The 22,906-nt window shown below is 59.5% G+C and carries 20 protein-coding genes; 18 read left to right on the plus strand and 2 right to left on the minus strand.

What is annotated here, in order from left to right:
* Positions 1-82: 82 nt before the first annotated feature.
* Positions 83-1,102: a dTDP-glucose 4,6-dehydratase gene (gene rfbB / locus DXD49_RS03660; protein ID WP_199568961.1), complete on the plus strand. Its 1,020-nt coding sequence runs from the start codon at positions 83-85 to the stop codon at positions 1,100-1,102.
* 175 nt (positions 1,103-1,277) lie between these two features.
* On the opposite strand, the gene DXD49_RS03665 is transcribed toward rfbB, so the two are convergent.
* Complete coding sequence (locus DXD49_RS03665; protein ID WP_117794236.1) at positions 1,278-1,619, minus strand: hypothetical protein; 342 nt, start codon at positions 1,617-1,619, stop codon at positions 1,278-1,280.
* Between the two features lie 286 nt (positions 1,620-1,905).
* Between DXD49_RS03665 and DXD49_RS03670 the strand changes: the two genes are divergently transcribed.
* The 10 genes from DXD49_RS03670 (at position 1,906) to DXD49_RS03715 (ending at position 11,536) form a co-directional block, all read left to right on the plus strand.
* Positions 1,906-2,838: an Abi family protein gene (locus DXD49_RS03670; RefSeq protein ID WP_117794237.1), complete on the plus strand. Its 933-nt coding sequence runs from the start codon at positions 1,906-1,908 to the stop codon at positions 2,836-2,838.
* Positions 2,839-3,904: 1,066 nt separating this feature from the next.
* Positions 3,905-4,564 (plus strand): hypothetical protein, encoded by a 660-nt coding sequence (locus tag DXD49_RS03675; protein ID WP_117794238.1) that lies wholly within the window; start codon positions 3,905-3,907, stop codon positions 4,562-4,564.
* A gap of 167 nt (positions 4,565-4,731) precedes the next feature.
* Complete coding sequence (locus DXD49_RS03680) at positions 4,732-5,043, plus strand: hypothetical protein (RefSeq protein ID WP_117794239.1); 312 nt, start codon at positions 4,732-4,734, stop codon at positions 5,041-5,043.
* A 128-nt stretch (positions 5,044-5,171) separates the two neighbouring features.
* Positions 5,172-5,492: a helix-turn-helix transcriptional regulator gene (locus DXD49_RS03685; protein WP_117794240.1), complete on the plus strand. Its 321-nt coding sequence runs from the start codon at positions 5,172-5,174 to the stop codon at positions 5,490-5,492.
* Between the two features lie 68 nt (positions 5,493-5,560).
* Positions 5,561-5,794, plus strand: a complete 234-nt coding sequence (locus DXD49_RS03690; protein ID WP_117794241.1) for a hypothetical protein — start codon at positions 5,561-5,563, stop codon at positions 5,792-5,794.
* Entirely contained in the window at positions 5,779-6,012 is a 234-nt protein-coding gene (locus tag DXD49_RS03695) for a hypothetical protein (protein ID WP_117794242.1), read from the plus strand. Before DXD49_RS03690 ends, DXD49_RS03695 begins: the two co-directional genes overlap by 16 nt.
* Before the next feature lie 230 nt (positions 6,013-6,242).
* Complete coding sequence (locus tag DXD49_RS03700; protein WP_233505273.1) at positions 6,243-7,214, plus strand: LacI family DNA-binding transcriptional regulator; 972 nt, start codon at positions 6,243-6,245, stop codon at positions 7,212-7,214.
* 184 nt (positions 7,215-7,398) lie between these two features.
* The gene (locus tag DXD49_RS03705; RefSeq protein ID WP_117735025.1) at positions 7,399-8,799 is read left to right on the plus strand and encodes a PTS transporter subunit EIIC; all 1,401 of its coding nucleotides are present in this window, start codon (positions 7,399-7,401) and stop codon (positions 8,797-8,799) included.
* 107 nt (positions 8,800-8,906) lie between these two features.
* Positions 8,907-10,448, plus strand: a complete 1,542-nt coding sequence (locus tag DXD49_RS03710; RefSeq protein ID WP_117735026.1) for a glycoside hydrolase family 32 protein — start codon at positions 8,907-8,909, stop codon at positions 10,446-10,448.
* Between the two features lie 95 nt (positions 10,449-10,543).
* Positions 10,544-11,536 carry a PLP-dependent transferase gene (locus DXD49_RS03715; RefSeq protein WP_158550225.1) on the plus strand — a complete coding sequence of 331 codons (993 nt, stop codon included), beginning with the start codon at positions 10,544-10,546 and terminating at the stop codon, positions 11,534-11,536.
* Between the two features lie 101 nt (positions 11,537-11,637).
* Here DXD49_RS03715 and DXD49_RS03720 read toward each other — a convergent pair whose 3' ends face one another.
* Positions 11,638-11,982 carry a winged helix-turn-helix domain-containing protein gene (locus tag DXD49_RS03720; protein WP_117735028.1) on the minus strand — a complete coding sequence of 115 codons (345 nt, stop codon included), beginning with the start codon at positions 11,980-11,982 and terminating at the stop codon, positions 11,638-11,640.
* A gap of 193 nt (positions 11,983-12,175) precedes the next feature.
* Between DXD49_RS03720 and DXD49_RS03725 the strand changes: the two genes are divergently transcribed.
* The 7 genes from DXD49_RS03725 to DXD49_RS03755 all read left to right on the plus strand — a co-directional run bounded on the left by DXD49_RS03725 (position 12,176) and on the right by DXD49_RS03755 (position 22,900).
* Positions 12,176-13,687, plus strand: a complete 1,512-nt coding sequence (locus DXD49_RS03725; protein ID WP_117758167.1) for an IMP dehydrogenase — start codon at positions 12,176-12,178, stop codon at positions 13,685-13,687.
* A 370-nt stretch (positions 13,688-14,057) separates the two neighbouring features.
* The gene (gene leuS / locus DXD49_RS03730; RefSeq protein ID WP_117794243.1) at positions 14,058-16,634 is read left to right on the plus strand and encodes a leucine--tRNA ligase; all 2,577 of its coding nucleotides are present in this window, start codon (positions 14,058-14,060) and stop codon (positions 16,632-16,634) included.
* 258 nt (positions 16,635-16,892) lie between these two features.
* Positions 16,893-17,387, plus strand: a complete 495-nt coding sequence (gene rimP / locus DXD49_RS03735) for a ribosome maturation factor RimP (protein ID WP_117794244.1) — start codon at positions 16,893-16,895, stop codon at positions 17,385-17,387.
* Between the two features lies 1 nt (position 17,388).
* Entirely contained in the window at positions 17,389-18,636 is a 1,248-nt protein-coding gene (gene nusA, locus DXD49_RS03740) for a transcription termination factor NusA (protein ID WP_006234042.1), read from the plus strand.
* Positions 18,637-18,727: 91 nt separating this feature from the next.
* Positions 18,728-21,442, plus strand: a complete 2,715-nt coding sequence (gene infB / locus DXD49_RS03745) for a translation initiation factor IF-2 (RefSeq protein ID WP_117735032.1) — start codon at positions 18,728-18,730, stop codon at positions 21,440-21,442.
* Positions 21,443-21,453: 11 nt separating this feature from the next.
* Positions 21,454-21,864, plus strand: a complete 411-nt coding sequence (gene rbfA, locus DXD49_RS03750; RefSeq protein WP_006234038.1) for a 30S ribosome-binding factor RbfA — start codon at positions 21,454-21,456, stop codon at positions 21,862-21,864.
* On the plus strand, positions 21,857-22,900 hold the full coding sequence (locus DXD49_RS03755) for a bifunctional oligoribonuclease/PAP phosphatase NrnA (RefSeq protein WP_089571696.1): 1,044 nt from the start codon (positions 21,857-21,859) through the stop codon (positions 22,898-22,900). The genes rbfA and DXD49_RS03755 overlap by 8 nt, the downstream gene beginning before the upstream one ends.
* Positions 22,901-22,906: the final 6 nt, after the last annotated feature.

Consider the following 22,906-nt stretch of genomic DNA (forward strand, 5'->3'; position numbering starts at 1 on the left):
TTATTCAAACTGGCGTTTTGGCGCTACGCTTGCGCAAGCATTTTCAGCGCGGTAGTTTTTACGTGTAGGAAGGTGATTGACCATCGCTGAAACGTTCAATCCCAAGAACATCATCGTCACGGGCGGCTGCGGCTTCATCGGCAGCAACTTCGTGCACTACGTGGTCGACAACCACCCTGGGGTGCACGTCACCGTCCTGGACAAGCTGACCTACGCCGGCAACCCCGAGAACATCGCCGGGCTGCCTGAGGACAGAGCCGAGCTCGTCGTGGGCGACATCTGCGACGCGGAGCTGCTCGATAGGATCGTCCCCGGCCACGACGCGATCGTCCACTACGCCGCCGAGAGCCACAACGACAACTCCATCGCAGACCCCGAGCCCTTCCTGCGCACCAACGTCGAGGGCACCTTCCGCCTGCTTGAGGCCGTCCGCAAATATGGCGTCCGCTACCACCACGTCTCCACCGACGAGGTCTACGGCGACCTGGCGCTCGACGACCCGGCGAAGTTCACCGAGGAGACGCCGTACCACCCGTCCTCGCCGTACAGCTCGACCAAGGCTTCCTCCGACATGCTCGTGCGCGCATGGACCCGCACCTACGGCCTGCGCACCACGATCTCCAACTGCTCCAACAACTACGGCCCCTACCAGCACGTGGAGAAGTTCATCCCGCGCCAGATCACGAACATCATCGACGGCGTCCGCCCCAAGCTCTACGGGAGGGGCGAGAACGTCCGCGACTGGATCCACACCGAGGACCACTCCTCGGCCGTCTGGGACATCCTCACCAAGGGCCGCATGGGGGAGACCTACCTCATCGGAGCCGACGGCGAGAAGAACAACATCACCGTGCTGCGCATGATCCTCGAGGCCATGGGAAGGGACCCCGAGGACTTCGACTGGGTCGCCGACCGCCCCGGCCACGACCGCCGCTACGCCATCGACTCCACCAAGCTCCAGCGCGAGCTCGGCTGGAGGCCGGCTCACACCGACTTCGCCGGGGGCCTGAAGCAGACCATCGACTGGTACGTGGAGAACGAGGCCTGGTGGCGCCCGGCCAAGGAGGCCACCGAGGCCAAGTACAGGGCGCAAGGGCAGTAGGGCATGCGGCGCTGGGCTTTTGACGTTATTAATGCATGCCCGTCAGGTGTGTATGGCAATGGGGTGCTTGGGTTTTGGTGCCCCGTGCGAGGGCATTGATATACTCTTGCAGATGACCTAGGAGTAACCGTGCCGAGTCAAGTGCCGCCGACCTAAGGAAGTATTTCCAAATTGATCAAGCGGCTTTATCGGTTTCGGGCCATTTATTCGCCATGGTTCTTTTGTTTTTACCGGCGATAGCCTGATTTTTGCCAGTATTGTTTTTGTATGCCTGTTCGTATTTCCTAATCTGGTCTTTGTATTCCTTAATAAGGATCTCTAAGGATTCATCGAGAAACAGCAGCATTTCGCTCCCGTCATATCCATCTGCTGTATCGTCCATGAATCGGCATCCCGAGAGCGGGATATCGCAGGAGCATTTGCCGATCAGATTTTCCAGTATTTCTAGTCGACGGAGCAGTACTCCTGCATCGTCAAGCATGTCGAGCCGGCTTCGTACCTCTTTGCAAAACAGCATGTTGATTCCTTTCGCGTTATGGCTTCGCATGACGTAAGGAATCTAAAGATTCGTGCGGACACAAATGCGCCTATCATTTATGGCCCAAAGATTTATGCATGAGCGTGGCGTTGTCACTTCGATGTGCGGGCGAAAAGCTATGGAGACTTCCGGTTGCCTTGTGTCAAGTCAAAAATTGGAGTAAATTTGTGTCAGTGGAATTGACGTGGAGCTCCTACGGGAACCACGTCCACCTGAAAGGCGGTCTCCGTTTGGCGGCCGCCTTTCGCATTTTCTAGGAGGACTTGTGTCTAAGCCGTTTCTTACGATTGAGGAGCAGGTTGGATTGCTTACTTCTCGTGGTCTCATCGTCGATTCGGAAACTGATCGCCTTTTGATGAGAGAGGGGTACTACTCCATAATCAATGGTTATAAAAACCCCTTTCTTGATGCTCAACTTTCTCGTTCCTCCGGAGACGATCGGTATGCAAAAGGAACGTCGTTTTCAAATATCTATGAGCTATTTTCTTTCGATAGGCAGTTACGTGAGCTAACGTTTCATTATTTGATTCGAGCAGAAGCAACCATTCGGACTGCCGTTTCCCACTCCTTTTCGCAGGCGCATCGCAGTTCTGAGGATTATCTACTTCAACAGAATTACTGTACGGTCGATGAGTTCGCTGCTTATGGAATGGATGCCGGCAAATACGCGTCCGAAGTGTCCCTGCTTACCGCGTTGCTTGGAAAATGCGCCAGAAAGAGTAAGGCCGAGTTTATAGTTCACTATCGTGACGTTTACGGCGCGGTTCCCCTTTGGGTTCTCTGCAATGATCTAACCTTCGGTAATCTCGAGCACTTTTTTAATTTAATGAAACCTCAAGAAAAGAAAGACGTCGCTAAGATGATTGCACTTTCAACTCGTGAACTCAACGCCCCTAATCCGGGCTTCCTTGAGGTGAATGACATGAGGACGCATCTGGAGGTGCTTGTAAAGTTTCGCAATATTTGTGCTCATGACGAGCGCTTGTACTGCGCCAAGGTTGGTGGAAGAAAAGACGTTAATTACCTCAAGATGACCTGGATGCTCGAGCACTACTTAACTCACTCGGAATTTATGGAGTATTTGAAGGACTTGTTGGGGCTTATTTCTACGGGTGTTAACGACGCCTCTATCGGACACGTCTTGTCTGGACTTGGATATCGAGAGTTCAATGCTCAGCTCCAAAAGAGATTGCGCTAACTGAAATCGAAGTTCGCATACAATGGTAATCAATACAAAGAAGTTGGTTGAGATCTTCTTATCGGGGACGCATTCGCTGAGTGTGTCCCCGTTTTCTTTATGGCCGAAGTGGCGTATATTCCGATAGGACGCTTGTCGCTCTGCCATTTACTGCGAGGATGGGTTTACATTGGAGCGTTTCGCATCAACTGAAAGCTGAGGGTCCTTCGGGTAACGTTTTCTGTTGTGTTGAAGGCTTATTACATGAGCTGTTTCCGGAAGTTCGGGGAAGAATCGAGACCTGTCGAGCACAACCGGTTGTTCGTCATCAAAACCCCAGGCCACAATTGTTTAAAAGTGTGGCTTGGTTGGCTTGAAGTCGTTTTTGCCCGCACTTCTGATAACCGATGCCGGAAGTATGCGGCAAATTCTGGAAACTCTGAGCACATGCCCTATTTTGTCCAAAGAACCCGCAGGTAGATTGATTGCGGTGTTGCCGCGTGGTCGGCGTGTTTCAAATTTGCCGCATACTTCCGGAATTAATGGTTCAACGAGGTGCGTTCTGACGTGTTAACCTGGCAAATCGCTGCACTTTATCCGGGCAAGTCGTCCGTTGCCGGGCTGCCAATCATCGCTCTCACCGTCCACCGATTGCAAAAACGATTTACGCCGAATTGTTCGCTTGTCCCGCCGTACTTCGATATGCCACGGATTCAACCTCGATACACTAATAGTTGCTGCTACCAGTCCATTTCTGGTGCGCCTCTATTGGCTTTCCGTAGGGATTGGAGCGGTCATGTCAGTCGTTTTGTCCAGTCATCATCGTCATCAGATTCTGTTTGCTGCTGTGGCCTGCCTCTGCGTTTTGCTGGGCGGGTCTTCTTAGGCCGCGGGCGCGGATAGCCTCACCATCGCGGGCCAGACGTACGACGAGCCGGGTGTCTCGGGCCCCGGCTGGGCCTGGATTGATGCTGACCATCTGCAGCTTAATGACTACGCGGGCGAGGCCATTGGCGCGGAAGGCGATCTGGCGGTAACGCTGGTGGGCCAAAACGTTGTAGACGAGGCGTAGACCGAGGATACGGACATGTGCACGAGCGGCCTTGAGGTGTGGGGCAACCTTACGCTTTGCGGCGCGGGCTCGCTGCGCGCGACGGGTTCGCAGTGCGGCGTCTTTGCACTGGGCGCGCTGGTAATCGACGGCTGTTCGGTCGAAGGCCGGGCAGACGGCAAGGGCATGAACGATGCCTCGGTAGCGGGTGTACGCGGGGCTACCGTTACTGTGCGGGGCGGCACGCACGTGGTTGCCTCTGGCAGCGGATCGGGCGAGAGTTGCCTCTTCTTTGGCGTGTACGCCTCCGATGGCCAGTTTGCCGTGGACGCTTCTTGGGTGGATGCGACCGGCGCCAGCGGGGGTGTTGCCTGCGAGAGCGGCTCACTTACGTCCGCGCAGTTTATGGCGCCGACGGGCGGGGCCTTTGGTGCCGCCTGCGTGATGGACGCCAACGGAGCCGTAGCGCAGCATGTGGTAATTGAACCCACAAGCGCCCAGCCGCCTGCGGGGGAGACCCAGCCTGGTACCGATGAACCCACTGGCGGTAATCCCGCGGGCGACACGAAGCCTGGCAGCGAAGAAAAGCCTGGCGATGAGACCAAGTCCGGCGACGGTGACTGGGCGGTTGCGTGCCTTGCCTTCGTCTATCTTGGTATGTTGTTGGTCACCATAAAAGTTTGGGCACTTCGCTGAGGGCCTTATTTGCCAATGTAGTTTCTGCCGCTTCTTTCCTACATTTCTCTGAGTCAATAATGCAGATTGCTTGAACTCGGCTTGGGGCTTGCATGTATTTGAATTCGAGTAAACTTAACTTATAAGTTAACCACATTTGGTTTCTTCTGAAGCGGAGGGGGTGGCCTTTGGTTAGTGACTATGAACTTGTCGAATATGCTGATCCCGAGGGACGACCTTTTTGGGAACTAACCACCTCCCCTGAGAACTCTCAATTTCAGAAGATGATGTCTGATCCTAAAACGAAGCTTATCGCCCGTAAAATGATCAATCAGATTTCAAAAATCTATGATTACGGGCTAAAGAATGTCAGTGGAACCTCAAAGCTTCGATGTATCGACCCTAAGATCGGACTATACGAACTCAAGGGTTTTGATGGGGTTAATCGAGAGATGGTCTACGCGATTTGCCAAGGCGTGGACAAGATTGTTTTGCTTTAAGGGCCATCAAGGATCGGGAAATATTTCTAAAGAAATTAAACGTGCAAAACAGTTGGCCGCGATAGCAAAACAGCTTTTGGGGTCATAGCGTCGGCTATTTTGGCCCGCTTACGAAACGGAGACTTGTAATGGTTAAGGTCGATTTATCGGACTTTTACGCGGAGACGGAAACGAGTGAAACGCGTGCCTATGAGCACGCGTTGGATATTGAGTTTATTGTTCATCGCGAGATGCAGCGTTCGGGCTTAAGCAAAAGCGAGCTGGCAAAGCGCATGGGCGTGAGTCTTCAGTCGCTTTCGAAATTGTTGAATTCTCAGCCCAACATGACGCTGAAAACAATCGCAAAGTTTGAGCTTGCGTTGGGTATCAAAATCATTCCTCAGGTCATTTCCAGTTATTCGAATGAGGCGCCGTTTTCTTCGTCTAATAATTCTGTCCGTGAACAATGATCTTCATTTAACAGCGACTGCTCGGCTAAACGATTGAACTTTGAGATGATTCCGGGAGGTTTGGCTGCATGAGCAAGGATTTCATTGCGCCTATTCAGGTTGTTCATTTGTTTGTTGTCGACTCAACTTTTCATATTGAGAATGAGCCATCCCAGAATATGGATTTAAAAGTTGACGTTAACTATCAGGACGTCCATCTATTGAGGGACGAGGCGGGCGAGCGCGCAGATTTAAAGCTGTATGTGTGTGGCAGCTTGATTGATAGAGACGATGCAAAAGAAAAAAAATGCGCGCTGATGTGACGGTTGCTATTTCGGTGTCTACAAAATTGCCGTTCGAACTGTCAGACGAGGAGGGGCGCCGTTATCTCCTCTCTAATGCCATTTCCATGGCGTATGGTCACGCAAAGAGCTATCTTATGGTCGTTACTGGGCTTTCGCCCATGGGGGCTTTGACGCTGCCGGCTATTCTTCCTTCGGAATTGGCGGCGGACAGCGACGCGTCTTTCCAAAGTGAGTAAGTTGTTCTCGAGTTGGATTTTGCCTGCCGCTGTGTGCAAATGTAACGGGGTGCCGAATCGGTAGTTTGACTGATTCGGCATTTATATTTCGAAGTTTCTAGTTGAAGCCCTGCGATGCCCGTGCTGCGACAGCTAAATTGACCGTGACGTCCCGTCTTGCGACACGCATGTAGCTCCGCACGGGTATTATGGTGAAAGCGATTTCAACGACAGGGGTACTCGTGGTAAAGATGAAAGATGTGGCCGAGCTGGCCGGCGTTTCGAGCGCCGCCGTCTCGCGCTACCTCAACGGTGGCTACATATCGACGGACAAGGGCGAGCGCATTAAGCAGGCGATTGAGCTGACCGGATACGTGCGGTCCAGCCAGGCTCGCGCGCTGCGCACCGGTTCCACCAAGCTCATCGGCGTCATCGTACCTAAGATTAACTCGGAATCCGTGAGCCGCATTACCGCCGGCATTGGCCAGGTGCTCGGTCGCCGTGGCTACCAGATGCTGCTTGCCAATACCGACAACGCTGCCGATCGCGAGCTCGAATACCTCGATTTATTCCAAAACCACCCGGTCGATGGCATTGTGCTGGTGGCAACCATGATTACCGACGAGCATCGCCGGGCGATTGAGTCGTGCCGCGTGCCCATCGTGCTGATCGGTCAGAATGTTGAGGGCGCGGCGTGCGTCTATCACGACGATTACGAGGCCGCCTTTGAGCTGGGTCATGCGCTTGCGGGTCGCGTGGATGGCAAGATTGCCTACATTGGAGTTACCGAGGAGGACCGCGCTGCTGGCTATGACCGCCGTCGCGGTTTTGAGGCCGGCTTGCGCGCCGCGGGCGTGGCGCTTGATCCGAGCCTGATTCGCCAGGGGTCTTTTACGCTCGACTCGGGCTATGGTGCGGCGCGTGAACTGCTTTCCGTCGCTCCCGATGTTTCGTTTATCGCCTGCGCGACCGACACCATGGCGGCGGGTGCGCTGCGTGCCATCGATGAGGTTCGCGGCGTGGGCGAGGGCATGCACCGCGTAAGCGGTTTTGGTGACAACGCGTTTTTGCGCGCGCTGACGGGCGGCATTCCCACCGTGCACTATGGCTACCTGACCAGTGGCGTCGAGGCGACCAATATGTTGCTCAACACGCTCGATGGCGTGGAGGGGGAGAGCGGTCTCAAGACGCTCAAGCTCGGCCATCAGCTTATGAATGTCTAGGGTTTGGGCACGTCTGTCTGCCTCTGAGTCGCCTGTTTTTGCCTTAAAACTACCTTTCGCCGGCTTTTTCCTACCGTTCACCCTACTATGAAAACGATTACAGACTTATATAACTGAAAACGATTACAGTATAAGTGTCAAAGATGGCCGGGTGCACATACGCCCGTTGGAGGAAAGGGAAGTCATGGACTACCGCAAATCAGCCCAAGAGGTGCTCGACAACGTCGGTGGCGCCGACAACGTTGTTTCGGCCGCGCACTGCGCTACGCGTCTTCGCCTGGTGATCGCCGATAACGCCAAGGTTAACAAGGGGGCCATCGAGAACGTCGACGGCGCCAAGGGCGTCTTTGAGGCTCAGGGCCAGCTTCAGATTATTTTTGGCACCGGCACTGTCAACAAGGTCTACGAGGAGTTCATCGCGCTTAGTGGCGTCGAGGCTGCCACCAAGGCCGAGGTCAAGGAGGCCGCGGCGCAGCAGCAGAACATCTTTATGCGCGCCATTAAGGTACTCGGCGACGTCTTTGTCCCCATCATCCCCGCCATCGTGGCTTCGGGCCTGCTGCTGGGAATCATGAGCGCCCTCAACTTTATGGCCTCCAACGGCTTTATCGCGCTCGACACCAATAACTTTATCTACAAGATCGCCGACCTGGTCTCGGGAACGTCCTTCGGCATTCTGCAGATCCTGATCGGCTACTCCGCCGCCAAGGCCTTTGGCGCCAACCCGTACCTGGGTGCCGTCGTCGGCGGTGCGTTCATCAACTCCTCGCTGCAGAGCGCCTACACGGTTGCCTCCGAGGGCGTGCAGACCATGGTCACCGTCATCCCCGGCGTGTACAGCTTTGAGTGGGTCGGCTATCAGGGCCATGTGATTCCCATCGTTATCGCCTGCGCCATTCTCGCCTTCCTCGAGAAGCGTCTCCACAAGGTTGTCCCCGAGATGTTCGACCTCTTTGTGACCCCGCTTGTCTCGGTGTTCGTGACCGTGCTCGTGACGCTCGTTGCCGTCGGCCCCATCTTTGTTTGGGCCGAGAACGCCATCCTCGGTCTGATCCAGACCCTGCTGACCCTGCCCTTCGGTATTGGTTCCTTTATCGTCGGCCTGTTCTATGCCCCCACGGTCGTTACCGGTATCCACCAGATGTACACCGCCATCGACCTGGGCCAGCTCGCCCAGTACGGCGTGACCTACTGGCTGCCCATCGCTAGCGCTGCCAATATCGCCCAGGGTGGCGCCGCGCTTGCCGTTGCCTTTAAGACCCGCGATGCCAAGATCAAGGGCCTGGCGCTTCCTTCGGCTCTGTCCGCCTTTATGGGCATTACCGAGCCTGCCATCTTTGGTGTGAACCTGCGCTTCTTTAAGCCCTTCATCGCCGGCTGCATCGGCGCCGGCTGCGGTGCCCTGGTTTGCGCGCTCACCTCGCTGGCTGCCTCCGGCACGGGCGTTACCGGTATCTTCGGTATCCTGCTGTGCCTGGCCCAGCCCGTGCAGTACGCGATCATGTTTGCGGTCGCCGCGCTGGTTTCCTTTGGCGTCTCGTTTGTCCTGTACAAGGACGAGCCCAAGGCTTCCGAGCAGGCCTAAGGGCTTTTGATTGAGGGGGTGCCCGCGGGTTGTATGCTCGCGGGCGTTTCCCGTATCTGGTGCCGATATCTGGTGCCTAGTAACTTTCGATCCGTTAGGACTTTGATATGTCTAATGCACTTGGTCGCGACCTTGTAAAGCTGGTTGCCGCTGTTGACGCTGCCGCCTCTGAGTGCGGTCATGGCGCGTATGGCCAGCACTTCCATATTATGCCGCCGGCGGGTTGGCTCAATGACCCCAACGGTCTTTGCCAAGCGGGCGGCGTGTTCCACGCTTATTTTCAATATGCGCCGTTTGATGTCGAGGGTGGCGTTAAGGTCTGGGGTCATGCGACGAGCCGCGACCTTATGACGTGGGACTACGTTGGCGCCCCGCTGCTGCCCGACGAGCCGTTCGATTGCCATGGCGTGTATTCGGGCTCCGCGCTTGCTGAGGACGGCCGCATTCGCGTGCTGTACACGGGCAACGTTAAGCTTTCCGATGCAGACGGCACGTACGACTACGTCAATACCGGTCGACGAGCCGATACTGTTTATGTCGAGAGCATTGATGGTCTTGCCGGTCGGGAGTTCAGCCAAAAGCGCGTGGTGCTGGCGTCCGATGATTATCCCGAGGATTTGACCTGCCACGTGCGCGATCCCAAGGTGTGGCGTGACGCGGACGGGCGTTATCACATGGTGCTGGGCGCCCGTCGTCGCGTGGATGGACCGCATATCGAAAGCCATTTTTGTGCGATGCACGGCGAGGGTGCCGGGCGCGATGTGGGTGAGATCTTGGTGTATGGCTCGGCCGATATGTTGAGCTGGGAACTCGAGAGCCGTGTGTCTACGCCCGAGCGTTTTGGCTTTATGTGGGAGTGCCCGGGATACCTTGAGCTTGAGGCGGATGGCGGTGCGCCGGCGAAGTGGCTGTCCTTCTCTCCCCAGGGGCTCGAAGGCGGTCGTTGGGACCGCGGCAACGTATACGCTGCTGGCTACATGCCTGTAACAGGCGACATTACCGGCGGCGACGGTGCCTATGAGCTGGGCGAGTTCCGCCTGTGGGACGCCGGTTTTGACTTCTATGCTCCGCAGGAGTTCACGGCCGAGGACGGTCGCCACATGCTGATCGGCTGGATGGGCATGCCCGATGAGCCGACCTATGGCAACGCGCCCACCGTGGTGTGCGGCTGGCAGCACTGCATGACGGTGCCGCGTGAGCTTACAGCCGGTGCCGGCGGCGTGGTGCTGCAGCAGCCGGCGCGCGAGATCGAGCGCCATTATGCCTCGGTGCGTGTGGGGGTGGGCTCGTTGGAGGTTGCCGGCGATACCTGCTTTGACGTTGTTGTCGACGGTGTCAACGACGCGTTTACCGCGACCGTTTATGACGAGCTGAAGCTGGCGTTTGTGCCCGCCGAGGGCGAGCTGCCCGCGCGCTTTGAGATGCGATTTGCCGATGAAGGCCGCGCTTCTGCCGGCTGCGGTCGTACCGTGCGCTGGGAGCCCGTCGACGAGGTTCGTAACGTGCGCGTTGTTGGCGATGTCTCGTCGGTCGAGGTGTTTGTGAACGATGGCGCGCTCGTGTTTTCGACACGCATCTATCCCGAGGCCTATGGCGTGACCGTTGACGCTCCGGGTGCGAGCGTGAACTATCACACGCTCATCATCTAGGTGATTCGTCTCATATCGGCGCTATACTGCAGCCGTTGCCCACGATGCGGGGAACACCCGCAGCGTGGGTTTTTGTTTTGAGGGGACGGTGCCGTATGAGCGTACAGCAGCTAGAAGAGGCTTGGGTTTTGAGGACCGGCGCGCGTGAAGCGCGGTTGCTCACGGCCTCGCATGTGCCAGCAGCGTTGTCGCAATTGGGGATTGTGCGCCCCGGTGACCGCCTAGTTGCGTTTGCCGATGACTTTGTCGATGCGTTTGCGCACGGCTTTGATGGCCGCGACGTTGTGCTGGTGGGGGATCCGTGCGCCGAGGCATTTGCCGCCGCGTCCGAGGGTTTTGATGCTTCGTTTGATGCCGAGGGGCCGCACCTGTGGTGGTTCGTCAACTCTATCGGCGGGTTTGGTCTGCGCGTCCCCGATCTTCGCGCTCTGGGTCGCGTGGCTCGCGAAGCCCGCGCGCTGCTTGTTGTAGATAACACCGTGGCGTCTGCTTTTGGCTGCGATCCGCTGCGGCTGGGTGCTGCGCTGTCGCTCGAGGCGCTCGATCGCGTGTGCGCCGGCAAAGCTCCGCGCAAGCTAGTTGCCGCTTCGGTGGCGCGTTCGCAGCTCAAGCGCCATCGTGTGGATGCTGCTGCCGAGTGCGCACATGCCCTGCTTGAGGGCTGCGGCTTGGCTAAGCTTGATTTGCCTGCTGACGAGGCCGATGTGCTGGAGCGTGGGCTTTCCTCGCTCGACGCTCGCATTCAGGCTCACTTCGATCGCGCCCGTGCGCTGGCCGAGTATTTGGCTGCGAACGAGATGGTGCGCAATGTGCGTTACCCCGGGCTGAGTTCGCATCCCGATCATGCAGTTGCAACGGGAATCCTCGAGCACGGCTTTGGTCCGGTAGTTGAGTTTGACCTTATCGAGCGCAGCGCAGGTGAGCTGTTCGAGGCTTTGCCGGGGGAGTTTCGCACATCGCCCGCCGGCGGCGCCGCGACGCGCCTTTCTGCTCCACGCGGCAAGCAGGGGAGTACCATCCGCCTTTTCGCCGGCACCGACGATCCTCTGGCAGTAGCGGCCACCCTAGACCACGCCCTCCGCAAGTAGCTAATTTGGGACGGGGCTTTTTTAGCTACCCAATGTCTATTTTTGGCTATGAGTCAAGAATGCTCTGGATGGGTAGCTAAAAAAGCCCCGTCCCAAATTAGCTACTCTTTGATGCTGGCGATGAGGTTGTTGGCCTTGGTGGCGATCACTTGGTTGATTTCTGCTTGCAGGCCCTCGTAGACCGCTACGGCTCGCTCGCCGGCGGGGGTGAGCGTGGATCCGCGGGCGCCGTCGCGCTCGATGAGCTTGCAACCCAGCTGTCCTTCGGCCTCATTTATGATGCGCCAGGCCTTGGAATACGCTATGCCCATGCTTTTGGCGGCGCGGTTGAGCGAGTGCTCGCGGGCGATACCCTGCAGCAGCAAGACGCAGCCGTGGCCGAACACGCCCGGCAGATCGTTGTCGCACGATTGAATGACCAGTCGCGCCGTAGTCTTGTACTCCATATGCTCCACGTCTCCCCGCTAAAGTGTTTGCTGGGCAAACACAAAGCCTGCGTCAAGCCCTCGTGTGCTCTTCTTAATTCATGCTTTGTAGCAGTCAAAGTGCGTTAAGATACTTCCCCAGTATTGGGCGCCCAAGGTTGGGCTGGGTCCTACGAGGCCTGCAGCCGACCGGTCGCATGGAAAAAGGAGAAACATGGCTACGTTCTTTCCCGGTGAGTCCCACACGTTTTCGGAGTATCTGCTGGTCCCTGGTTACTCGTCCTCGCAGTGCATCCCCAACAACGTCTCTCTTAAGACGCCGCTGACCCGTTTTAAGCGCGGTGAGAAGCCGGCAATCACCCTGAACATCCCCATGGTTTCCGCCATCATGCAGTCCGTCTCGGGCGTCGACATGGGTGTCGCGCTCGCTACCGAGGGTGGCCTGTCCTTCATTTACGGTTCCCAGACCCCCGAGTCCGAGGCCGCCATGGTCAAGGCCGTCAAGGATCACAAGGCCGGCTTTGTCCAGTCCGATTCCACGCTGACTCCCGACATGACTATGGAGCAGGTTATCGCCCTCAAGGAAAAGACCGGTCACTCCACTATGCCGGTTACCGACGATGGCACCCCCAAGGGCAAGCTCGTGGGTATCGTCACCAGCCGTGACTATCGCCCCAGCCGCGATGATCACCAAAAGAAGGTCTCCGAGTTCATGACCCCGCGTGAGCAGCTCATCGTGGGCGACAAGAACATCAGCCTCAAGGTTGCCAACGACGTCATCTGGGACAACAAGCTCAACGCTCTGCCCATCGTCGACGACAACGATCACCTCATGGGCATCGTCTTTCGCAAGGACTACGACAGCCACAAGACCAACCCCAACGAGCTGCTCGACGGCGATAAGCGCTACATGGTCGGCGCCGGTATCAACACCCGCGACTATGCCGAGCGCGTGCCGCTGCTTATCGAGGCCGGTGCCGATGTCCTGTGCATCGACTCCTCCGAGGGCTTCAGCGAGTGGCAGAAGCGTACCATCGAGTGGATTCGTGCCAACTACGGCGAGGACGTCAAGGTCGGTGCCGGCAACGTCGTCGACGCCGAAGGCTTCCGCTTCTTGGCCGACTGCGGTGCCGACTTCATCAAGGTCGGTATCGGCGGCGGCTCCATTTGCATCACCCGCGAGACCAAGGGTATCGGTCGTGGCCAGGCCACCGCGCTGATCGACGTCTGCCGCGCCCGTGACGAGTACTACGAGGAGACCGGCGTCTACGTGCCCGTGTGCTCCGATGGTGGCATCGTCTACGACTACCACATGACGCTCGCCCTTGCCATGGGTGCCGACTTTATGATGCTGGGCCGCTACTTCGCCCGCTTTGACGAGAGCCCGACCGAGCGCGTCAACGTCAACGGCCAGTACATGAAGGAGTACTGGGGCGAGGGCTCTGCGCGTGCCCGCAACTGGCAGCGCTACGACCTGGGCGGCGCCGCGAAGCTTAGCTTCGTCGAGGGCGTCGACTCCTACGTTCCCTACGCCGGCTCCCTCAAGGACGGCGTGGGCGGCACGCTCTACAAGGTCAAGTCCACGATGTGCAACTGCGGTGCCCTCTCGATCCCCGAGCTCCAGGAAAAGGCGCGCCTGACGCTGGTAAGCTCGACCTCGATCGTCGAAGGCGGAGCCCACGACGTTGTTGTCAAGGATTCCCAGCAGAGCGTCACGTACCGCTAGGCGGCTTTCCCAGGCACCGCATCTTGGGCCTCAAACCGTCGCTCGCGTACTAAAGTACGCGTCGCTCCTCTTTCGGCCCAATCTGCGGCACCTGGAAAACCCGTTCATACTAGGACTGGTAACAAATAACGGTTGACTCGCAACCACGTTATTTAGATAAAGCGAGATGCCTGCAAGTCGCAGACATCTCGCTTGTTGTATTTGCTATCATCAACCAAGTTAACCTTAGGGTCGGGCGGCTTAGCTTTGTTCGCTACAAGTTCCGCACGCAAAGAAGAGCACTTAATGTGCTCTTCGTCTTGCGCAGGACTGTCCGCAGTAGCGAATAAAGCTAAGCCGTCCGACCCCAGCTAAGATTAAAGGAGCTGATATGTGCGATTGCACAGATCATAAGGACGAGATCCCTGCTTACGACGCGCAGGCCATTGAGTCCCGGTGGATGAAGGCGTGGGACGACGAGAACCTCTTTGCCGTCGACACCGACGCCACCAAGCCCAAGAAGTACGTGCTCGAGATGTTCCCGTATCCGTCGGGTGACCTGCACATGGGCCACGCGCGCAACTACACCATCGGCGATGCCATGGCCCGTCAGGCCCGCATGCGCGGCTTTGACGTGCTGCATCCCATCGGCTTTGACGCCTTTGGCCTGCCCGCCGAGAACGCCGCCATCAAGCACAACACGCAGGCTGCCGCCTGGACGTATAAGAACATGGACCAGGCGCTCGCCACGATGAGGCGCATGGGCTTCTCCTACGATCTGGATCGTACCGTTAAGACCTGCAGCCCCGACTACTATCGCTGGGGTCAGTGGATCTTTGAGAAGATGTGGGAAAAGGGCCTGGTCTACCGCAAGAAGAACCCGGTTAACTGGTGCCCCACCTGCAAGACCGTTTTGGCCAACGAGCAGGTAACCGAGGGCAAGTGCTGGCGCTGCGGCACCGAGCCCGAGAAGCGCGACCTCGAGCAGTGGTACTACAAGATCACCGAGTACTCCCAGGAGCTGCTCGACGACCTGGAGAAGCTTCCCGGCTGGCCCGAGCGCGTCAAGCAGATGCAGGCTAACTGGATCGGCCGCTCCGAGGGCGCCGAGGTCGACTTTACCCTGTGCGATGCCGATGGCGAGCCCATTGAGGGCGACGAGGGCAAGATCACCGTCTTCACTACGCGCGCCGACACGCTCTTTGGCGTTTCCTTCTTTGTCCTCGCTCCCGAGTACGCTCGTCTGCACGAGCTCGTCGAGGGCACTCAGTACGAGGAAGCCGTCACCAAGATCGTCGAGGACTCCAAGCATATCTCTGCCGTCGAGCGCGCCCAGGGCACCCTCGAGAAGCACGGCGCCTTTACGGGTCGCTACGTGGTGAACCCCGTCAACGGCGAGAAGATCCCCGTATGGGTTGCCGACTACGTCGTGGCCGACTACGGCACCGGTGCCGTCATGGCCGTTCCCTGCGGCGACCAGCGCGATTTTGAGTTCGCCCGCAAGTACGACCTGCCGATCGTGCCGATCATTCTGGACGATGAGGATCGCGCTGCCGTCGAGGCCAGCGGCGAGACCATCGACACCTTCCATGCCGAGACCGTCGACTGGGATTGCGCCCATGCCGCCGAGGGTACGCTGGTGCAGTCGGGCAAGTACACCGGCATGCGCGGCGGTAAGCACTCCGAGGGCGAGTCTGCCATCGTGGCCGACCTCGAGGCCATGGGCTGCGGTCGTCGCAAGGTCGAGTTCCGCCTGCGTGACTGGCTCATCAGCCGTCAGCGCTATTGGGGCAACCCCATCCCGGCCATCCACTGCGAGCACTGCGGTATCGTGCCCGTTCCCGAGGATCAGCTGCCGGTGACGCTGCCTGAGAACCTGGACCTGGGCGCCGGCGAGACCCTCGCCGAGTGCAAGGACTTCTACGAGACCACCTGCCCAGTCTGCGGTCGCCCGGCCAAGCGCGAGACCGATACCATGGACACCTTCACCTGCTCCAGCTGGTATTACCTGCGCTACACCGACCCGCACAACACTGAGCTGCCCTTCTCCAAGGAAGCTGCCGACCGTTGGATGCCCGTCGATAACTACATCGGCGGCATCGAGCACGCCATTTTGCACCTGCTCTACAGCCGCTTCTTTACCAAGGCGCTGCGCGACCTGGGTCTGCTGAGCGTGGACGAGCCCTTCACCAACCTGCTGTGCCAGGGCATGGTCAAGGACGAGAACGGCGACACCATGTCCAAGTCCAAGGGCAATGTTGTGCCCCCGAGCTCGGTTATCGAGCCCTACGGCGCCGACACCATGCGTCTGGCGATCCTGTTTATCGCCCCGCCCGAAAAGGACTTTGACTGGGATCCCAAGGCCGTTGAGGGCGCCAACCGCTTTATCAAGCGCGCCTGGCGTATCGTGTGGCAGCTCGTCCAGTCTGGCGATGCCAACGTGGTCTTCGACAAGTCCGTGCTCGACGAGGCCGCACTCAAGCTCTATCGCGAGCGTCACCGCACCATCGCCAAGTGCACCGAGGACTTTGACCGCGGCCAGTTCAACACTGCCATCTCGGCCGTCATGGAGCTCGTCAACGCCGCGAGCGCCTACCTCAACGCTACTGAGGGCGCTTTCCGTGACAAGGCCCTGTGCTACGGCGTGGCCAAGGATATCGTGAGCGTCCTTGCCCCCATCTGCCCGTTCTGGGCCGATGAGCTGTGGCATGAGGCGCTCGGCTGTGAGGGCAACGCCTACACCGCCGCCTGGCCCGAGTTTGACCTGGCCGAGTCCATCGAGGACACGGTGCAGATTGTCGTACAGGTGCTCGGCAAGGTCCGTGGCCGCATCGACGTCGCCCGCGACGCCTCCAACGAGGAGATGCAGGCTGCCGCCGAGGCCGCCGTTGCCAAGTGGCTTGAGGGCAAGACGGTCGTCAAGGCCATCTGCGTGCCCGGCAAGCTGGTCAACCTGGTGGTCAAGTAAACGCTGCATGCATAGCTGACGCATAAACGACGAGGGGCGATCCGGCTGGGTTGCCCCCCGTTTTGTTTTGTCTGCCCAAAGCGCCTGCGGTCAATTGTCTTATTCTTGTGGAGATGCTGTGGGCACGCTGACCTGCGGGTTTCTGTGGCACTTGCGTGTTTCCGCAGGTATTGGTATAGTTTGCTTGCAAATGAAGTTGTAATTGAAAGAAGTGGGGTCTCGGCCCCGCTTCTTTTTTGTATGGATGGAGGTGCCGCAATGGTCAAGACCAAGACCGAGCAGGCGATCATCGACGCGCTCGAGGCCGTCGCTCCCCAGCACGATGTCGACATCGTCGACGTCGAGCTCGTGGGTGCCACCAAGGCCCCCTGCGTGCGTGTGCGTATCGAGGGTGCCGAGGGTCAGAGCCTGTCCCTCAACGACGTCACAGCCAACACCAAGTGGGTCGGCGATGTGATTGAGGAGCTCGACCCCATCTCTTCGAGCTATATGCTCGAGGTGTCGAGCCCGGGCATGGCGCGCCCGCTGCGCCGCCCGTGCGACTTTGCCCGCTTTGTGGGCGAGGACTGCGAGCTCACCTCCACCGCCACCGAGGGCCGTCGCAAGTACGCCGGCAAGATTGCCGCCGCCACCGAGACGAACGTGACCCTTGAGCTCGAGGACGGCGAGTCCGTTACCCTCGATTTCTCCGATGTTAAGAAGTGCAAGTTGAAGCCCACCTACGACTTCAAGCCCGCGAAGGAAGGAAAGTAAGATGGCAGCATCCGACATGATGTCCGCCCTGATGGAGCTTTGCCAGGAGAAGCACATCGACCAGCTCTACCTGATCGACCGCCTGGAGCAGTCGCTCGCCAAGAGCTACGCCGAGATCCTGCATCTTGAGTGGGGCGCCAAGGTGACCATCGACCGCACCACCGGCAAGATCTATGTCTACCGCCTGGAGCCGATCGACGATTCCATGGACGAGGAGGGCAACTTTACCGAGTTCGAGGAGATCGACGTCACTCCCAAGAACACGAGCCGCATCGCCGCCCAGCACGCCAAGGCCGAGATCAACGCCATCGTTCGCAACTCCGCCCGCGAGCAGATCTACGAGGAGTTCTCCGGCCGCATCGGCGACCTCATCAGCGGTACCGTGCTGCAGTCCACCCCCGACTTTACGATCGTCAAGATTCGCGAGGGCGTCGAGGCCGAGCTTCCGCACTTCGACCAGCGCCGTTACGAGAACGAGCGCAACGAGCGTCCGATGGGCGAGCGCTACCTGCACAACCAGCACATCAAGGCCGTGATCATCGACGTTCGCGACCCCAACTCCAACCTGCAGCCTGTTCGCGGCGAACACAGCCGTCCGCCGATTGTCATCTCTCGTACCCACCCCGAGCTCATGCGTCGTCTGTTTGAGCAGGAGGTGCCCGAGATCTATGAGGGCACCGTCCAGATCAAGTCGATCGCCCGCGAGCCCGGCCAGCGCTCCAAGGTCGCCGTCCACTCGCTCGACGATCGTCTGGATCCCGTGGGCGCCTGCGTCGGCCCCAAGGGCAGCCGTGTTCGCGCTGTCGTGGGCGAGCTCCGTGGCGAGCGCGTCGACGTCATCCTGTGGGATGCCGATCCTGCCGTCTACGTCGCCAACGCCCTTTCGCCCGCTAAGGTCACCCGCGTCCTCATCGACGAGGAGAAGGCCTACGCCGGCGTCATCGTGCCCGACGACCAGCTGTCCCTCGCCATCGGCAAGGAGGGCCAGAACGCCCGCCTCGCCGCGCGCCTGACCGGCTGGCACATCGACATCAAGTCCGAGACGCTTGCCGCCGACATCCTCAAGAACGTTCCCGTTCACGAGGAGCCCGCCGCCGACCTGATCGGTGACGAGGAGGACGAGGATGTCCGCCGCTGCGAGTACGTGTCCGAGGACGGCATCCAGTGCCGCAACCAGGCTCGTCCCGGCTCCCGTTTCTGCGGTGTCCACGACACCGACGCCTTCGATGATGCGGAGGACCTGATCTAGCGCGCGGTCGCGCCGGGCGGGTCCCGGCGCATCTCCCACGCTCGTTCAGTCTCTAGGCACCCAAGGTGCCAGAAAGGGTAGGTGAAGTCATATGGCAAAAGTCCGTGTGTCCACCCTGGCCAAAGAGTTCGGCATGACCTCCAAGGAACTGATGGGTCATCTCGCCGATATGAAGATTCCCGCTAAGTCCGCTTCCTCCACCTTGGAGGACGCCTATGTCGCTATGGTCCGCAAGCAGCTCGCTTCGGTGATCGAGGCCCGCGCTCAGGAAGTCGAGGCCGCCAAGCAGGCCGAGGAGGAGGCTGCCGCCGCCGAGGAGGCCGCTCGCGCCGCCGAGGCCGAGCGCGAGCGCATCGCCGCCGAGAAGGCCCGCGAGGAGGAGCGCCGCCAGTTTGCCGCAGCCCAGGCTGCCGAGGAGGCTGCGCGCGCCGAGGCCGAGGCCAAAAAGAAGGCCGAGCAGGAGCGCCTTGCCCGCGAGAAGGAGGAGGCAGCCCGCGAGGCTCAGCGCCGCGCCGTTCCCGCTTCGGACTCCGGTTCGCGCTTCCGTTCGCTGCTCGACCAGATCGCCGCACAGGAGACCGTGCTCAAGGAGAAGAAGGACGCCGAGGACAAGGCCAAGGCCGAGCGCGCCGCCGAGCGCGGTAACCGTCGTGGCGGTAACAACGACCGCCGCGGTGGCCGTCGCAACGACCGCAACGCCTCCGACAACAACTCCGAGCGCAACGTCTCCGAGAGCCGCCCGCACAGCCATCGCACCAACGCCAGCAACAACGTCGCTGCCGGCATGGACTTCCCCAACCCCGACAAGCAGGGCAAGGGTAAGAAGCGCAAGGGCGGTCACAACAACGAAGAGGACCACTACAGCCGCATGGCTCGCGAGGCCGAGGAGTACAGCCGCGAGAAGGTGCTCGAGGAGGCCCGTGCCGCCGTCGAGGAGGCCTCTCGCGAGTCCACCGGTCGCCGCAAGAAGCGCAAGGAGAAGCGCGAGCGCGAGGCTGCAAAGGCTCAGGAGGAGCGCAAGATAGAGGAGGCATTGGCCCAGGGCGTGAACCCCGAGGAGCTCGATGCCATCAAGGTCTCCCAGGGCGTTACGGTCCAGGAGCTCGCCGAGGCGCTTGACGTTCCGGCCAACGATATCATCAAGCGCCTGTTCCTGCTGGGTACGCCGCTCACCATGACGCAGTCCATGTCCGACGACCTCGTCGAGCTCGTTGCCGACGACCTGGGTCGTCAGATCAAGATCATCACCCCCGAGGAGGAGAACACCTTCTCGTTCTACGACGATCCCGCCGACCTTAAGCCGCGCGCACCGGTCGTCACCGTCATGGGCCACGTCGACCACGGTAAGACGTCGCTGCTCGACGCCATCCGTCACACCGGTGTCGCTGCCGGCGAGGCGGGCGGCATTACCCAGGCCATCGGCGCTTCGCAGGTCATGATTAACGACCGCAAGATCACCTTCATCGATACCCCGGGCCACGCCACCTTTACGGCCATGCGTGCCCGTGGTGCCAAGGTGACCGACATCGTCATTCTGATCGTGGCTGCCGACGACGGCGTCATGCCCCAGACCATCGAGTCGATCAACCACGCCAAGGCCGCCGGCGTACCCATCGTCGTCGCCGTCAACAAGATCGATAAGCCGGGTGCCAACCCCGACCGCGTGCGCCAAGAGCTCACCGAGTACGGCATCATCCCCGAGGAGTGGGGCGGACAGAACATGTTCGTCAACATCTCGGCAAAGCAGAAGATTGGTATCGATGATCTGCTCGAGACCGTGCTGCTCCAGGCCGACGTGCTCGAGCTCAAGGCCAATCCCGACACCTTTGCCTCCGGCAACGTCCTCGAGGCCAAGCTCGACAAGGGTCGCGGCTCGGTTGCCACGGTGCTCGTCACCCGCGGTACCCTGCACGTGGGCGATACGCTGGTCGCCGGCCTTACCTACGGCCGCGTCCGCGCCATGCTCGACCCGAAGGGCAACGCCGTCACCGAGGCCGGTCCTTCCGACGCCGTCGAGATTCTGGGTCTTCAGTCCGTGCCCAACGCCGGTGATGAGTTCCGCGTGTTCGAGGACGAGCGCGAGGCTCGCGCCCTTGCCGACGAGCGTTCGCTCAAGGCCCGTATCGAGGAGCAGAGTCGCGTTAAGCACGTCACGCTCGAGAACCTCTTCGAGACCATTGCCGACGCCGAGGTCAAGGAGCTCAACCTGATCATCAAGGCCGACGTTCAGGGTTCTATCGAGGCCCTTCAGGACTCGCTCGACAAGATGGACCAGTCCGAGGTGCGCATCAACACGATCCACTCCGCAGTCGGTGCCATCAACGAGACCGACGTCGTCCTGGCCGACGCCTCCAACGCCATCATCATCGGCTTTGGTGTCCGTCCCGACGGTAAGGCCCGCTCCGCTGCGGAGCGCGAGGGCGTCGAGATCCGTTGCTACGATGTCATCTACAAGTGCCTCGAGGAGCTCGACGCTGCCCGTATCGGCATGCTCAAGCCCACCGAGGTCGAGGTCTCCACGGGTACCGCGACCGTCCTGGACACCTTCAAGGTGCCCAAAGTCGGTATCGCCGCCGGTGTCCGCGTCGAAGAGGGCGAGATCGCCGCGACCGATTCCGTGCGTCTGGTGCGCGACGGCATCGTGGTCTTTAACGGCAAGATCGCCTCGATGCGCCACTACAAGGACGAGGCCAAGAGCCTCAAGAGTGGTTCCGAGGGCGGCATTGGCCTGGAGAACTTCCAGGACATCAAGCCCGGCGACCAGATCGAGGGTTACCGCATCGACCAGGTTGCCCGCACCGAGTAGGGGGTAGCGCTATGAAGCAAACGCAGGCAACCCGCCGTCTGGGCGAGCAGCTTCGCGAGAAGCTCGGTTATATCCTGCTCTTTGAGGTTTCCGATCCGCGTCTCGACCTGGTTACTTTGACCGCGGTCGAGGTCGCGGTGGACCGTTCGTTCGCGCGCGTGTACGTGTCGTGCGATGCGAGCCGCTACGATGAGGTCATGGAGGCGCTCGCAAGCGCCAAGGGCCGTATTCGCAGCCTGTTGGCTCGCTCGCTCGATTGGCGTGTTACGCCCGAGCTCGATTTTCGCATCGATCGCTCGACCGATGAGGCAGAGCGCATCACGCGTGCGCTGGAAAACGTTCCCGCCACGCTTGCGATCGAAAAGGACGAGGACGGCTACCCCATAGCGGATGCCGCCCAGGAGGCAGCTTTAGATGACTAATTCCGCCGACCTCGCCTCGTGCGAGTCTGCAGATATTCAGCGACGCATCCTCGAGCTCATCGAGGATGCGTCCTCCATTGCGATTTCGGGACACACTTCTCCCGACGGCGACGCCCTGGGCTCCGTGCTGGGTCTGGGCCTCTCGCTTATGAAGTTTTTCCCCAACAAGGACATTGCCCTGCTGCTAGCAGACGATGACCCGGTTCCGCGCATCTACCGCTTTATGGAAGGCTCCGATCGCCTGGTGCCGGCATCTGCGTACACCGGCAATCCTGACCTGTTCATCTCGGTGGACGTACCGGTCGTCGAGCGCCTCAATAATTCCGCCGAGGTGCTTCGCCGCTCCAAGCATGTGGTGTGCTTCGATCACCATCCGGCGCGCGAGGAGTTTGCCGAGCTAAGCCTGAGACGCGTCGAAGCTGCAGCCTGCGCTATGATTATCGACCGCTTCTTGGACAATTGCGGCATTGTCGCACGTGATGGCGTTGCGACCTGTCTGCTGTGTGGCCTGGTTACCGACACCGGTCGTTTTCAGTACCAAAACGCCGATGCCGCCGCATTCCATGCGGCCTCGCGTCTGGTTGCTCACGGTGCCGATCCGGCCCGTGTTGCGCTCGAGGTCTACCAGAGCATGCGCGTTGAGTTTTTGCACCTCAAGTCCATCGTTATGGGCCGCATCAAGACGGTGGCCCACGGACGCGTCGCGTATAGCTACGCGTACCAGAGTGACCTTGAGGCTTGCGGTGTCACCTCGGATGAGTGTGACGGCCTAGTTGACGTGGTGCGCTCGGTGATGGGCGTCGAGGTCTGCCTGTTTCTGAAGGGCATTGAGGGCGATACCAAGGTGCGCGGCAACCTGCGCTCCAAGGGCGACCTCAATGTGTCTGAGATCGCTGCTGCTTTTGGCGGAGGCGGACATCCCGCTGCCGCCGGTTTCTCCAACAACGGAACGATTCTCGAGACGCTTACCGTGGCACTTCCCATGCTGGCCGAGCTGGTGGGGGAGGATCCCGCTTCGGTGACCGTCGAGCTTTAATTTTTT

The sequence above is a fragment of the Collinsella sp. TM05-38 genome (assembly GCF_003466445.1).
Lineage (GTDB): Bacteria > Actinomycetota > Coriobacteriia > Coriobacteriales > Coriobacteriaceae > Collinsella.

Bases quoted from the DNA above. Each gene is read 5' to 3' on its own strand.
- DXD49_RS03690 (WP_117794241.1), top strand. From the start codon at position 5,561: ATGAGCAAGGATTTCATTGCGCCTATTCAGGTTGTTCATTTGTTTGTT.
- DXD49_RS03695 (WP_117794242.1), top strand. From the start codon at position 5,779: ATGCGCGCTGATGTGACGGTTGCTATTTCGGTGTCTACAAAATTGCCG.
- DXD49_RS03755 (WP_089571696.1), top strand. From the start codon at position 21,857: ATGACTAATTCCGCCGACCTCGCCTCGTGCGAGTCTGCAGATATTCAG.
- DXD49_RS03685 (WP_117794240.1), top strand. From the start codon at position 5,172: ATGGTTAAGGTCGATTTATCGGACTTTTACGCGGAGACGGAAACGAGT.
- DXD49_RS03705 (WP_117735025.1), top strand. From the start codon at position 7,399: ATGGACTACCGCAAATCAGCCCAAGAGGTGCTCGACAACGTCGGTGGC.
- DXD49_RS03720 (WP_117735028.1), bottom strand. From the start codon at position 11,982: ATGGAGTACAAGACTACGGCGCGACTGGTCATTCAATCGTGCGACAAC.
- DXD49_RS03710 (WP_117735026.1), top strand. From the start codon at position 8,907: ATGTCTAATGCACTTGGTCGCGACCTTGTAAAGCTGGTTGCCGCTGTT.
- DXD49_RS03665 (WP_117794236.1), bottom strand. From the start codon at position 1,619: ATGCTGTTTTGCAAAGAGGTACGAAGCCGGCTCGACATGCTTGACGAT.
- rimP (WP_117794244.1), top strand. From the start codon at position 16,893: ATGGTCAAGACCAAGACCGAGCAGGCGATCATCGACGCGCTCGAGGCC.
- DXD49_RS03675 (WP_117794238.1), top strand. From the start codon at position 3,905: ATGTGCACGAGCGGCCTTGAGGTGTGGGGCAACCTTACGCTTTGCGGC.
- DXD49_RS03725 (WP_117758167.1), top strand. From the start codon at position 12,176: ATGGCTACGTTCTTTCCCGGTGAGTCCCACACGTTTTCGGAGTATCTG.
- DXD49_RS03715 (WP_158550225.1), top strand. From the start codon at position 10,544: ATGAGCGTACAGCAGCTAGAAGAGGCTTGGGTTTTGAGGACCGGCGCG.
- infB (WP_117735032.1), top strand. From the start codon at position 18,728: ATGGCAAAAGTCCGTGTGTCCACCCTGGCCAAAGAGTTCGGCATGACC.
- leuS (WP_117794243.1), top strand. From the start codon at position 14,058: ATGTGCGATTGCACAGATCATAAGGACGAGATCCCTGCTTACGACGCG.
- nusA (WP_006234042.1), top strand. From the start codon at position 17,389: ATGGCAGCATCCGACATGATGTCCGCCCTGATGGAGCTTTGCCAGGAG.
- rbfA (WP_006234038.1), top strand. From the start codon at position 21,454: ATGAAGCAAACGCAGGCAACCCGCCGTCTGGGCGAGCAGCTTCGCGAG.
- DXD49_RS03700 (WP_233505273.1), top strand. From the start codon at position 6,243: ATGAAAGATGTGGCCGAGCTGGCCGGCGTTTCGAGCGCCGCCGTCTCG.